Source organism: Roseospira navarrensis (assembly GCF_009601025.1).
Lineage (GTDB): Bacteria > Pseudomonadota > Alphaproteobacteria > Rhodospirillales > Rhodospirillaceae > Rhodospira > Rhodospira navarrensis.
In genome coordinates, this window is the sequence record NZ_WIVE01000089.1 from 1 (window position 1) to 12,721 (window position 12,721).

Genomic DNA, 12,721 nt, shown 5'->3' on the forward strand with positions numbered 1-12,721 from the left:
CTCCTGGGCATCGCCACCACCAAAGGCCCAATCTCCTACGATATGTTGATCGCGCCGGAAGCAAAGGGATAAGCCTTAAATGTATAACGCGAGATTTTTGTATTTTTCTTGCAGGTATCCTTGTCGGCAGTCTCCGATCCTTCAACCATTTGGTGGAGGACGGCAGACCCGGGTCTTTCCACCAAATGGTCAGGTGCCTGGCAAAACACCCTTCAACCTGATGGTTAGGGTGCGTCGAAATGACCTTGGCGGGTATTGACGCCCCGAAGTCAACCACGCGAACCTGTGCGCATGGTTGATTGTGCGCCATTGCAGGTAATGAGGGGTTTTGCAATGCGTGCAGCATGTGGCGCTTATGTGCTGAGGTAGAGGTCCGGGCGTCCACTCTCCGATCATCCGTTCGAATCCCCCGCACACTTATGGGCGTCGAGGCCCAGACACTCGCCATGCAGGAGGAGGCACATGCACTTCAGATCGCTGATCGGGACGGCCACGGTTGCTGGTACGCTGATCGCAGCGGCCGGCACGGCCCAGGCGGCAGGCTGGTTCGAAACGGACCGATTGGGCTACAGCGGCACCGTGACCCGTCACGATACGCTTCAAAACGCGAAGGACGGGGTCAATGCCACCGACACGGTTCAGGTCGGTCCCCGTGACCTGAGCATGTACTTTTCGGACGGCTACACGCCGGACTACAATGTCGCGATGGGAAGCTGGTGGTATTCTACGGAAGGGAGCTCTGGGTGGGGGAACACCCACGGCAATACCGGCGTCGGTTTCATGCAGATGTACGATGTCGGAGGCGCCTCGGATACCTCCATGTCAATGGGGTTTTCGGACTTTGACGGCACGTACTACCGAGACTTCAGCTTTTCGGTGGTCGGCGGTGACCTGTCGGACTACAGCCGTCTCAGCGTTTATGACAACGTCAATGACGGCGGAATTTTCCACGAGTATGCCATCGACTTCACGGTGTCGGGGTTGATGGGTGAAGAAGTGAGTCCGGGCGTCATCCAGTCTTTTGGCACGCACCCCACGTCTGTGACGGGAACCATGACCGGCGTGTTCGAACTGACGGAAAACGAGACATCGCCCGCGAACATCGGCTTCTATTCCTTCGCCTTTGATCTCAACATGGAAAACTGGGCATGGGAAAACCGGGATGCTCTGGACCCGAATGCCTTCTCCGAAAGCAACTTCGCCGTCACCCCGCTGCCCGCCGCCGTCTGGTTCCTGCTGACGGCCATCGGTGGTCTGGTCAGCACCCGCTGGCTCAAGACGGGCAAGGCCGGCGCCTCCGCCCGCGCCTGACCGCAACCCCAGGCACGACAACGCCCCCGGCCCGGACCGGGGGCGTTTTCGATGGGGGTTCACGGTACGGCGCCCCGCCCGAATGTCGGCCGGTATCAGCCGCCCCCGCCCGCCGAGGAGCGGGGCGGCTCTCCGGTCGGGAGCGGCAGTTCCTCGCGCGGTTGCGGTCCCACGTACTTTTCCGTGCGGATGAACGGGCGCGGGTGCAGCAGGGTGTGGGTGATCCGCTTGAACAGGATGTCCGCCGACACCGGCTTGCTCAGGAACTCGTTGATGCCGGCGTCCCGGGCCTCGGTCACGTGGGCCAGGTCGGAGTAGCCCGACACCATGATGATGGGCACCTCGGGGTTCAGGATGGAGGAATCCCGCCGCACCAGACGCGCGAATTCCGCCCCGTTCAGCGGCGTCATTTCGTAGTCCAGCAGGATCAGGTGGATCGGATCCTGTTGCAGGCGCTTCAGGCCCTCGACCCCGTCGCCGCATTCCATCACGTCGCGGATGCCGTAGTTGGCAAGCTGCGTGGTCAGCAGGGACCGGGAGAACTTGTTGTCGTCGATGATGAGCACCGTCATCGACGACAGCATTTCCTGCAGCTTTTCCTTGAGCTTCTCGCCGCGTGTGGGCACGACCAACTCCCCGTTCGTGATATGGCGCTTCGGGCGTCCGACCTTCCCGTGCCCGCCGGTCATTCCGCGCGGCCCCGGCGACTGCGCCGCGATGCATCGGCATTGGACCGGACGGGGCCGTCTCATCGCTGATCGGGACCAGGGCCCGGCGGCGGCCGTCGCGTTCCCCGCCACACCCCGGAGGCCGCGTGCAGGCGCAAGCGCCGCACAACCTGAGGCGTAATGAGGCCGTGGCCAAATAAACTATGCGCCTCATGGTCCCGCGCCGCAACCGTCCCATGGTCAGGGGGCCCCTGCCAAACGGGCGGGGCCGGACCACTGGTCGCCCGGATCAGCTTTCCCCCTCGGTCTGGATGTGCAGGGTCTCGCCGCAGTGCTTGCAGTGCACGGCATCCAGGTCGTGGCGCGACAGCCCGCAGCTCTGGCAGGCGTGCCGCACCTTGCGGGGCCGGAACACGGTCTGGATCAGGCGCAGGAACAGGGCGACTCCGACCACCATGATGATGACGGCCAGCAGGCGCCCCCCGGCGCCCGTCAGGGTGATGTCGCCGAATCCGGTGGTGGTCAGGGTGGTGACGGTGAAGTACAGCGCGTCAAGATAGCTGTTGATGGCCGGGTTGATGTCGTGCTGGAGCGCGAACACCATGGCCGTGACGACGAAAATGAACACCACCAGGGTGATGGTGCTGACGATGACGTCCTCGTTGCGCCGGAAGAACGCGGTCTCGCGCCGCAGGTCCCGCAAGACCTGATAGGACTGCAGCAGCCGCAACAGCCGCAGCACGCGCAGGAAGGCCAGGTTGGCGGGCAGCACCGCCGCCAGCAGCAGCGAGACCACCACCGCCAGATCCACCAGCGTGGACGGCCGCACCAGATGGCGCCAGGGCCGGGGCTCGATCCAGGTGCGGGCGCTCACGTCGGCCAGCACCAGCAGGCCGATGATGAGGTCCACGACCACGATCACGGGCGAGGGCGGCAGCGGCTGGGTCACGACGATGATGAGCACGGTCAGCACATCGAACCCGATCAGCCCATAGCGGAAGCGGCGCGCCCGCTGGCTGGTGCCCCGGTACAGCCCCGCCACGCGGTGGCGAAGGGTCTGGCGCTGGCCGGCGGACGGCCCTGTCATGGCCCGGTCGCGCGGTCGGGTCCGGTGGCCGGGTCCGCTCCCTGGTCAACGGGCGTCTCCGCCGCCGGCTCGTTGGGGATCGCGGCAGGGTCCACCACCCCCGCCGCCTCTCGGCGGGCCTGGAAGGCATCGCTGAAGGCGCTCGCCAGGATGCCCGTGGGCATGGCGATCAGCCCGATCCCCGTGACGGCGGTCAGGGCCGCGAACAGCCGTCCGGCCACCGTGACCGGGTAGACGTCGCCGTAGCCCACCGTGGTCAGGGTGGCCACCGACCACCACATGGCGCGCGGGATGGAGCCGAAGGCCTCGGGCTGGGTCTCGGCCTCGACCAGGTACATGGCGGCCGAGGACAGCAGCAGCAGGCCCGCCGACACGCCGACGCTCAGGCCCAGTTCCATGGACCGCCGCGAGACGGCCTCCACCAGGGTGTCGAAGGCCAGCGAGAACCGGCCCACGCGGGCGAGGCGCAGCACCCGCAGCAGCATGGCCAGCCGCATGAGGAACCCTTCGGAGTCGAAGGCCGTGGCGAGGATGACGACAACGGTCGCCAGGTCCAGCAGGGCCACCGGGGTCATCATGAAGCGGAGTCGGGACCCGCCCCAGATCGGGTTCTCGACACTGCACCAGACGCGGGCGCTGTATTCCAGGACCAGCAGGCTCGTCAGGCTGATTTCGACGACGAGAAAGGCCGTTTCGTGGCCATCGTAGACCGCCGGTTCCGTGCCCAGGACGGCCACCAGGATCGACAGCAGGATCAGGCCGACGACGGCCATGTTCAGGCCGGACAGGCCCGGTCCGTCCCACAGACGCGGGTCGAGGTGATGGGCCAGACGCGCCCTCAGGGTGGGCGCTGCGGCCGATGCGGCGGGTCGGTCGGCGGCTCCTCTCTTCCGATCGCCTGCGCTCATGGCCGGGCGCCACCCTTTGGCACGGACGCGAAGGTCATCTCCACCCGTCGTCCCGAGTCGCTCCAGCGCACGGTGTCGGCGACGGCCCGCATCAGGGTCAGGCCGCGTCCGCGTCCGCCCGTGGCCACCAGGGCCGGGGCATCGCCGGGCGCCGGGTCGCTGTCGGTGGGCGGCGAAAAGCCGGGCCCCCGGTCCTGGACCTGGACGGTCCAGAGGTCGTCCTCCCCGGCGCGGATCGTGACCAGCACGGGCCGCCCGCTGTGGTCCGGGTCGGCAAGGGCGGCCTTGATGGCCGCCGTGTGCAGCATCCAGCCGTCGGGGGTTTCCCGCAAGGCGCGGGGGATGCCCAGGCAGCCATGGATCATGGCGTTGACGGCGGCCTCGTGGATGGCGAGCCGGACCGAGTCCCGCCGCAGGGCCAGCGCGGGCCAGTGCGCCACGACGGCTTCGGCCAGCGCTCCGGCCAGGTCCGTGCGCCAGGCGAAGCGGACGTTGAGCAGCACGGCAAGGCCGCCCGCCGCCACCACCGAATCGGCCCGGTCCGCAAGGTCGGGGCTGCGCGTGCGCACCTCGGTGGCCATCAGGCCGGCGCCGGGCGGGGTCAGGGACCGGCGCAACAGCGTATCCTCTCCGGCCTGGACGTCGTCCAGCGGCTGGATGGTGACCCGGCCTGATCCGACCGCCTGCGGGGTTGCTCCTGCCATCACGCACTCCCAAGGAGGGACACGGCGCGCCGCGTCCCGTCCGGCGCGGGCCCGCGCCGGGGGGCAAGTCTAGCGGGCCAGGGCCGGGCGCGGCCACCCTCAATCCCGGAAATCGCGGCGCGCCACGGGGAGCCCCGGGGTCGGTCCCGGAGTCGGTCCCGGGGTGCGGGCCAGCCGTCCGGCGCAACCCGCGCCGGGGTGGCGGCGTTGCCTCCGCATCACCGCACCCGCGCGATCCATCGGTCCGCCGGGCGGGGTTGATCGATCCGGTCGGTCAGGTTGAGCGGATTTCTTCACTGGATCGATGCGGGGCAAGGGGTTATGTTTGTTGCGAGTGATTCGCAATTGAATTGGGTCTCAAGAAAGGACGCCCAGACCATGACCGCCTTGATCGCTGCCGCCACACGCCGCGTGCCCGCCGTTTCCGGCGGGGGTGGCCTGTCCTGGCCGTCCCTGCCGCCGGTGGGGCAGCGCGCCCTCGTGCCGGTGCTGCTGCTGCTGGCGGCCCTGGCCGTGCCGGGCGGGCCGGCGCTGCTGCTGGATGCCCTCTCGGAAGCCTATCTGGCGGTGTCCGTCTTCGTGGCCGGCACGCTCTTGCTGGTGGGCGCGGCCGAACGCGGCTTGGGGACCGAGCTGGGCGCGGTGCTGCGGCGGAACGCCCGATGGCAGGTCCCCATTGCCGCGCTGCTGGGCGCCTTCCCGGGGTGCGGCGGGGCGATCGTGGCCCTGACCCAGTTCACGCGCGGCCACCTCAGCTTCGGCGGCGTGATCGCCACCCTGACGGCGACCATGGGCGACGCCATGTTCCTGCTGCTCGCGCAGGCGCCCGAGGTGGCGGTGCTCGTGCTCGGGGTCGGCGTGGTGGTCGGCTGTGCGACCGGCTGGATCGTGGACGCGCTGCACGGGCCCGAGTTCATGCGGCCCAAGGCGTCGGCCGGGTCTTCCGCCCGTCCGGCGGCCTGTGCGACCGATGGCGGTCCGTGCGCAAGCGGCGGCACCCGCCAGCCGGGCGGTCTGGCCCGCGCCCTGGAGCGCGTCTGGCTGTGGCTGCTGGCGCCGGGCGTGGTGATCGGCCTCGCGATGGCGTTCCAGATCGAGCCCGATGCGTGGCTGGCCCCGGGGCTCGGGGTGCACCCCGTGTTCTGGCTTGGCGTGGCGGGCGCCGTTGGTGCGATGGCGCTCTGGGTGTTGCGCGGTCGGGGCGAGGTGGAAACGGACGGCGGGGCGAGCGCCGTCGTGGATACCACCAGCTTCGTGACCGCCTGGGTGATCGTGGCCTTTGCCGGCTATGAACTCGCCGTGGCGGGCCTGGGGCTGGATGTGGCCGGCTGGTTCGCCGCCGCCGCGCCGGTGGTGCCGCTCGTGGCGGTGCTGATCGGGCTCATCCCCGGATGTGGTCCGCAGATCCTGGTGACGTCGCTGTATCTCTCGGGCGCCGCGCCGCTGTCCGCGCAGCTCGGCAACGCCATCGCCAACGACGGCGACGCGCTGTTCCCGGCGATCGCGGTGGCCCCCCGGGCGGCCGTCCTGGCGACGCTGTACAGCGCCATCCCGGCCGTGCTGGTGGCCTACGGCGCGTATGCCCTGGTGGGGTGAGCGCCGGGCCTGATCCCCCGACACAAAACCGCCGCCCCGAAGGCCGGGGCGGCGGTCTTGCGAAACCGAAACCGTCAGGCGGTCGCGGATCAGTCCTGGAGGGTCGCCAGATAGGCGGCCACGTCCGGCGCGAACTTCGGCGGCAGGCTGACCACCATGGCGCTCTCGGACCCGCCGGCATACTCCTCGCGGAAGCCGTCCGGATCGGCGACGTATTCGGTCAGGTTCTCTTCGGTCCAGGTCTCGATGCCGTTCTCGACGAACATCGGCACGGCCTGGTAGCGGTCGAAGCCCTCGATGGTGCCCGGGGTGCTGCCCACGATGCCCCACAGGTTCGGGCCGACCATGTGCTTGCCGCCCTTGTCGAAGGTGTGGCACGCCTTGCAGACGCGGTTCGCCCACTTCTCGCCGTTGGCGGGATCGCCCTCGGCCAGAGCAACGTTGGTGCTCACGCCCATGGTCAGGGCAATGCCCGTGGCCGCGATCAGGGTCCTCAGCATTGATACAGTCTCCTCTTGAGTCTTCGCGAAACCTGTCAGTCCAACAGGCCCATGGAGCCGAGCCGGGCCCGCCCTCGATGAACCCGCCCGCCGTACACCCGTGTCCCATGCTTGCGGGGACGATGCGGTCCGTACGAGGTTACAGGAACCGGGACTTATACTTGATCCCGTTCCGGGCCTCAAGACCGGGGCTTGACAGGTTCGCGTCAGGCCGTGGCGACGACCCGCCACACTTACGAGTCTGGACGCTAGCCCGATTTTGTGGCCGGTTTGTGGTGCGGCGGGGGTCTTTCGGTGGTCCGGACCCCGACCGAGCGCGGCGCGTGATGGGCGATCGGGGGGCGATCGGGCGGCGATCAGGGCGCGGTCCGGCGGCCCGGCCCACTTGCAAACCGCGAAAGGAGTATGGTAAGGAACCGTCGTTTTCCGGGGGGTTGCTCTCTCCGGAAACCTTTTTCTTATGCAATTTCAATGCCCTGCCGACACCCGGCCGGTGGCGTTGAAGGGGCACGCGACAATCGGGACACAGCGAACGTGGCATCGCAATCGACACGGGTAAGCGGGCTCGCCGTGCGCTACGCGGCAGCGCTCTACGAACTGGCGGACGAGGCCAGGGACATCGATCCGGTGGCCCGGGACCTGTCCACCTTGCAGACCATGCTGGACGAAAGCGAGGACCTGCGGCGGTTCATCGCCAGCCCCGTGGTCTCGCGCGACGACCATGCCAAGGGGATCGCGGCCCTGGCCGACGCGGCCGACATCGGCGCCACCACCCGGAAGTTCCTGGGGCTTGTGGCCAGCAAGGGTCGCCTGGTCGCCCTTCCGGGGATGATCCTGGCCTTCCAGCGCCAGCTCGCCAAGGCGCGCGGCGAGATGACCGCCGAGGTTGTCAGCGCCCGTCCGCTGTCCGAGACGCAAAGCGCGGCCCTCGCCGCCCGCCTGAAGCAGGTGGTGGGCAACGAGGTGGCCATCGACGCCCGCGTGGAACCCGCCCTGCTGGGGGGCATGGTGGTCCGGCTGGGCTCCCGGATGGTTGACAGCTCGCTGCGCTCCCAACTGCAACGCTTGAGTCTCTCCATGAAAGGGGTTGGATGATGGAAATCCGCGCCGCGGAAATCTCCGCGATCCTGAAGCAACAGATCGCCAATTTCGGCGCCGAGGCGGACGCCGCGGAGATCGGGACCGTGCTGTCGGTCGGCGACGGAATCGCGCGCATCCATGGCCTCGACAACATCCAGGCCGGCGAGATGGTCGAGTTCCCCGGGGGCGTGAAGGGCATGGCCCTGAACCTGGAGGACGACAACGTCGGCGCCGTGATCTTCGGCAGCGACACGGGCATCGGCGAGGGCTCGATTGTCAAGCGGACCCAGGAAATCGTGGACGTGCCGGTCGGCGCCGGCCTGCTGGGTCGCGTCGTGGACGGTCTGGGCACGCCGATCGACGGGCTGGGCGCCCTGTCCGACGTGGAGCGCAGCCGCGCCGACGTTAAGGCCCCGGGCATCATTCCGCGCAAGTCGGTGCACGAGCCGGTGCAGACCGGCATCAAGGCCATCGACACCCTGATCCCGATCGGCCGCGGCCAGCGCGAGCTTGTCATCGGCGACCGCCAGACCGGCAAGACCGCGATCATTCTCGATACGATCCTCAATCAGAAGGACGTGAACGAGAAGGCCAAGGACGACAGCGAAAAGCTGTATTGCATCTATGTGGCGATCGGGCAGAAGCGGTCCACCGTGGCCCAGGTGGTGAAGACGCTCGCCGACCGCGGCGCGCTGGACTACACCATCGTGGTTGCCGCCACCGCGTCCGACCCGGCCCCGCTGCAGTACCTGGCCCCGTACACCGGCTGCGCCATGGGCGAGTGGTTCCGCGACAACGGCAAGCACGCCGTCATCTTCTATGACGATCTGTCCAAGCAGGCCGTCGCCTATCGTCAGATGTCGCTGCTGCTGCGCCGTCCGCCGGGCCGCGAGGCGTTCCCGGGCGACGTGTTCTACCTGCACTCGCGCCTGCTGGAGCGCGCCGCGAAGATGAGCGACGAGCACGGCGCCGGCTCGCTGACCGCGCTGCCCGTGATCGAGACCCAGGCCAACGACGTGTCGGCCTACATCCCGACCAACGTGATCTCCATCACCGACGGTCAGATCTTCCTGGAGACGGACCTGTTCTTCAAGGGCATCCGCCCGGCCGTGAACGTGGGTCTGTCGGTGTCGCGCGTGGGCTCTTCGGCCCAGGTGAAGGCGATGAAGAAGGTCGCCGGCTCCATCAAGCTGGAACTGGCCCAGTACCGCGAGATGGCCGCGTTCGCGCAGTTCGCCTCCGACCTGGACCCGGCCACCCAGCGCCTGCTGAACCGGGGCGCGCGCCTGACCGAGCTGCTGAAGCAGGGCCAGTACTCGCCGTTCCCGATGGAAGAGCAGGTCGTGTCCATCTACGCCGGCACCAAGGGCTACCTGGATGCCGTGAAGGTCAACGACGTGGTTCGCTTCGAACACGCCATGCTGAGCGAGATGCGGGCCAAGGCGCCGGACATCCTGGACGGCATTCGCACCGAGAAGGCGCTCTCTTCGGAGATCGAGGAGAAGCTCAAGGCGTTCCTGGACGGCTTCGCCAAGACGTTCGCCTGAGCCACTGACCGTTCCCCACAGGAGGAAAGGCGCCGCGTTCCATGCCGAGCCTGAAGGACCTACGCAACCGGATCTCTTCGGTCAAATCGACCAAGAAGATCACGTCGGCCATGAAGATGGTCGCCGCTTCGCGCCTCAAGAAGGCGCAGGAGGCGGCCGAATCAAGCCGTCCATTCGCCGAGCGGATGAACCGCATGCTGGGCACGCTGGCCGGCAGCGTGGTGGGCCTGCCCGGCGCGCCCCGGCTGCTGGCCGGAACCGGCGATGATCGGGTTCACCTGCTGGTCGTGGTCAGTTCCAACCGCGGCCTGTGCGGCGGCCTGAACAGCAGTGTCGCCCGCAACACGCGCGCGCTGATTCGCGAACTCCAGGCGGACGGCAAGGAGGTCAAGATCCTCTGCGTCGGCCGCAAGGGGCGCGACCAGCTCAAGCGCGACTACGCCTCGCTCATCATCGACACCTACGAGGATTTCGGCCGGCGCGGCATCACCTACGAGGAGGCCGAGGCGGTCTCCCTCAAGGTGCTCGATATGTTCGAGGCCGGGGAGTTCGACGTCTGCACGCTGGTCTACAACCGCTTCAAGTCGGCCATCAGCCAGATCGTCACCCGTCAGCAGTTGATCCCGTTCCCGGTGCCCAAGAGCGCCAACGAGAACGATCCGCCCGCCGACGAGGCCGGCGCGGTGTACGAGTTCGAGCCCTCCGAGGAAGGCATCCTGAACGACCTGCTGCCGCTCAACGTCAAGACCCAGGTGTTCCGGGCCATGACGGAGAACTACGCGTCGGAGCAGGGCGCGCGGATGACGGCCATGGACAACGCGTCGCGCAACGCCGGCGAGATGATCGATGACCTGAGCCTGCAGTACAACCGCGCGCGTCAGGCCCAGATCACCAAGGAACTGATCGAGATCATTTCCGGCGCCGAGGCGCTGTAGCGCGGGCGCCGGACCCCGGATTTGACGGGCTTCCGTGTCGCCCGCGAACGACACGGCCAACACCCCGCACGGCGCCCGGACCGACCGGCCGCGTCGGCCCATAACAGGTAACCAGGAGCACTTGTCACATGGCGACCGCGAGCAACACCGCCGTCGGCACGATCACCCAGGTGATGGGCGCCGTCGTGGACGTCCGGTTCGAGGGCGAACTGCCCCCCATCCTGTCGTCGCTGGAGGTGGACAACCACGGCAACCGTCTGGTCCTTGAGGTCGCCCAGCACCTCGGCCAGTCCACCGTCCGCACCATCGGCATGGACGCGACGGACGGTCTGGTGCGCGGCCAGGAGGTGCGCGCCACCGGCGAGCCGATCCGCATGCCGGTCGGCCCCGAGACCCTGGGTCGCATCATGAACGTGATCGGCCAGCCGATCGACGAGCGCGGCCCGATCACCACCAAGATGACCAGCCCGATCCACAAGGACGCCCCGAATTTCGTGGAGCAGTCCACCGAGACGGAGATCCTGGAGACGGGCATCAAGGTCGTGGACCTGCTGGCCCCGTACACCAAGGGCGGCAAGGTCGGCCTGTTCGGCGGCGCCGGCGTGGGCAAGACCGTGCTCATCATGGAGCTCATCAACAACATCGCCAAGGGGCACGGCGGTTACTCGGTGTTCGCCGGCGTGGGTGAGCGCACCCGCGAGGGCAACGACCTGTACCACGAGATGATCGAGTCGGGCGTGATCGACCTGGAGGGCGGCAATTCCAAGGCCGCGCTGGTCTACGGCCAGATGAACGAGCCGCCGGGCGCCCGCGCCCGCGTCGCCCTGTCCGGTCTGACCCAGGCCGAGTACTTCCGCGATGAGGAAGGCCAGGACGTTCTGTTCTTCATCGACAACATCTTCCGCTTCACGCAGGCGGGCTCGGAAGTCTCGGCGCTGCTGGGCCGCATTCCCTCGGCGGTGGGCTACCAGCCGACCCTGGCCACCGACATGGGCAACCTGCAGGAGCGCATCACCTCCACCAAGAAGGGCTCGATCACCTCGGTGCAGGCCATCTACGTGCCCGCCGACGACCTGACCGACCCCGCGCCCGCGACCTCGTTCGCCCACCTGGACGCCACCACGGTGCTGAACCGCTCCATCGCCGAGCTGGGCATCTACCCGGCCGTGGATCCGCTGGACTCCACCTCGCGCGCGCTGGACCCGAACGTGGTCGGCGACGAGCACTACACGGTGGCCCGCGAGGTGCAGCGTGTGCTGCAGACCTACAAGTCTCTCCAGGACATCATCGCCATTCTGGGCATGGATGAACTGTCCGAGGACGACAAGCTGATCGTGGCGCGTGCCCGCAAGATCCAGCGCTTCCTGTCGCAGCCGTTCCATGTGGCCGAGGTGTTCACCGGCTCGCCGGGCAAGTACGTGAAGCTCGAAGACACCATCAAGGGCTTCAAGGGTCTGGTCGAGGGCGAGTACGACCACATGCCGGAACAGGCGTTCTACATGTGCGGCACCATGGACGAGGCCATCGAGCGCGCCAAGAAGATGGCGGACGAGGCGGCGTAAACGCGGGACACCGGGCGCGGCGCGACCGCGCCCGGGGCCACGCGGGATGATGGGTTGCAACAGGGCGGCGGGCGGTCGCGCCCGCGTCGAAGGGTGAAAAGAGCATGGCGGACACGACGGAATTCGAACTGGTCGCCCCGGCCCGGCTGGTGATGTCCCGGCCGGTGGAAATGGTGGTGGTCCCGGGCGTTGACGGCGATTTCGGTGTGCTGCCCCGGCATGCTCCCATGCTGTCCACCGTGCGGCCCGGCGTGATCGACATCCACACCGGCGGATCGGTGGAAGAGCGGCTGTTCGTTGCCGGTGGGTTCGCCGAGGTGACGGAAGAGCGCTGCACCGTGCTGGCCGAAGAGGCGTTCGAGCTGGAGTCGGTCAGCGCCGATCAGGCCCGCGAACGCCTGCAGGCGGCCCGCGATGACCTCGCCGAGGCCGAGGGCGATGGTGCCCGCGAGCGCGCCGCCAAGGCGGTCGGCGTGGCCGAGGCGCTGGTCGCCGCGAAGGGCCCCTGATCCGGCGCGCACCTCCGGAGATCGGAAGACAACAGGCCCCGCCCGGGTGACCCCCGGCGCGGGGCCTCTGTCGTTTGGCCGGCCGCCCCGATTGGGCTGCCCCCTGTGTGTCGTGTCATCAACTCAGTTTGTGGCGGGTTCGGGCTGAGGCCGGAGGACCGCGTTTGCGATGGTGACGAGCTTTCTGGCAACGGCGAGGAGTGCGCCTTTTGGTGTCTTTTTGTTTCCGATAAGCCGTTCGTAGAAGGCCTTGAGGTCGGGGTTGTATCGCACGGCGGAGAGCGCGGCCATGAAGAGCTTGGATCGCAAGGCGC

12 protein-coding genes and 1 pseudogene are annotated in these 12,721 nt (G+C 68.0%); 7 read left to right on the plus strand and 6 right to left on the minus strand.

What is annotated here, in order from left to right; all coding sequences use genetic code 11:
• Nucleotides 1–462 precede the first annotated feature (462 nt).
• Nucleotides 463–1,311, plus strand: a complete 849-nt coding sequence (locus GHC57_RS17530; protein ID WP_153346673.1) for a VPLPA-CTERM sorting domain-containing protein — start codon at nucleotides 463–465, stop codon at nucleotides 1,309–1,311.
• Nucleotides 1,312–1,406: 95 nt separating this feature from the next.
• On the opposite strand, the gene GHC57_RS17535 is transcribed toward GHC57_RS17530, so the two are convergent.
• From GHC57_RS17535 to GHC57_RS17550, 4 genes are all read right to left on the minus strand, one after another.
• On the minus strand, nucleotides 1,407–1,937 hold the full coding sequence (locus GHC57_RS17535) for a response regulator (protein ID WP_170294950.1): 531 nt from the start codon (nucleotides 1,935–1,937) through the stop codon (nucleotides 1,407–1,409).
• 331 nt (nucleotides 1,938–2,268) lie between these two features.
• Nucleotides 2,269–3,066 carry a potassium channel family protein gene (locus GHC57_RS17540; protein ID WP_153346677.1) on the minus strand — a complete coding sequence of 266 codons (798 nt, stop codon included), beginning with the start codon at nucleotides 3,064–3,066 and terminating at the stop codon, nucleotides 2,269–2,271.
• Nucleotides 3,063–3,974 carry an ion transporter gene (locus GHC57_RS17545; RefSeq protein WP_153346679.1) on the minus strand — a complete coding sequence of 304 codons (912 nt, stop codon included), beginning with the start codon at nucleotides 3,972–3,974 and terminating at the stop codon, nucleotides 3,063–3,065. Before GHC57_RS17545 ends, GHC57_RS17540 begins: the two co-directional genes overlap by 4 nt.
• A complete protein-coding gene (locus GHC57_RS17550; protein ID WP_153346681.1) occupies nucleotides 3,971–4,678 on the minus strand; it encodes an ATP-binding protein in 708 nt (235 codons plus the stop codon). The genes GHC57_RS17545 and GHC57_RS17550 overlap by 4 nt, the downstream gene beginning before the upstream one ends.
• 378 nt (nucleotides 4,679–5,056) lie before the next feature.
• Between GHC57_RS17550 and GHC57_RS17555 the strand changes: the two genes are divergently transcribed.
• Nucleotides 5,057–6,274 (plus strand): putative manganese transporter, encoded by a 1,218-nt coding sequence (locus tag GHC57_RS17555; RefSeq protein ID WP_170294951.1) that lies wholly within the window; start codon nucleotides 5,057–5,059, stop codon nucleotides 6,272–6,274.
• A gap of 89 nt (nucleotides 6,275–6,363) precedes the next feature.
• On the opposite strand, the gene GHC57_RS17560 is transcribed toward GHC57_RS17555, so the two are convergent.
• Nucleotides 6,364–6,774 (minus strand): c-type cytochrome, encoded by a 411-nt coding sequence (locus GHC57_RS17560; protein ID WP_153346685.1) that lies wholly within the window; start codon nucleotides 6,772–6,774, stop codon nucleotides 6,364–6,366.
• A gap of 534 nt (nucleotides 6,775–7,308) precedes the next feature.
• Between GHC57_RS17560 and GHC57_RS17565 the strand changes: the two genes are divergently transcribed.
• The 5 genes from GHC57_RS17565 (at nucleotide 7,309) to GHC57_RS17585 (ending at nucleotide 12,407) form a co-directional block, all read left to right on the plus strand.
• Nucleotides 7,309–7,869, plus strand: a complete 561-nt coding sequence (locus GHC57_RS17565) for a F0F1 ATP synthase subunit delta (protein ID WP_170294952.1) — start codon at nucleotides 7,309–7,311, stop codon at nucleotides 7,867–7,869.
• Nucleotides 7,869–9,401 carry a F0F1 ATP synthase subunit alpha gene (atpA, locus tag GHC57_RS17570; protein WP_153346696.1) on the plus strand — a complete coding sequence of 511 codons (1,533 nt, stop codon included), beginning with the start codon at nucleotides 7,869–7,871 and terminating at the stop codon, nucleotides 9,399–9,401. Before GHC57_RS17565 ends, atpA begins: the two co-directional genes overlap by 1 nt.
• A gap of 41 nt (nucleotides 9,402–9,442) precedes the next feature.
• On the plus strand, nucleotides 9,443–10,336 hold the full coding sequence (locus GHC57_RS17575) for a F0F1 ATP synthase subunit gamma (protein ID WP_153346689.1): 894 nt from the start codon (nucleotides 9,443–9,445) through the stop codon (nucleotides 10,334–10,336).
• A gap of 128 nt (nucleotides 10,337–10,464) precedes the next feature.
• Nucleotides 10,465–11,898: a F0F1 ATP synthase subunit beta gene (gene atpD / locus GHC57_RS17580; protein WP_153346692.1), complete on the plus strand. Its 1,434-nt coding sequence runs from the start codon at nucleotides 10,465–10,467 to the stop codon at nucleotides 11,896–11,898.
• Nucleotides 11,899–12,002: 104 nt separating this feature from the next.
• Entirely contained in the window at nucleotides 12,003–12,407 is a 405-nt protein-coding gene (locus GHC57_RS17585) for a F0F1 ATP synthase subunit epsilon (RefSeq protein ID WP_153346694.1), read from the plus strand.
• Nucleotides 12,408–12,530: 123 nt separating this feature from the next.
• Here GHC57_RS17585 and GHC57_RS19665 read toward each other — a convergent pair.
• Nucleotides 12,531–12,721, minus strand: a pseudogene (locus GHC57_RS19665) (IS110-like element ISEc32 family transposase); the annotation flags it as partial.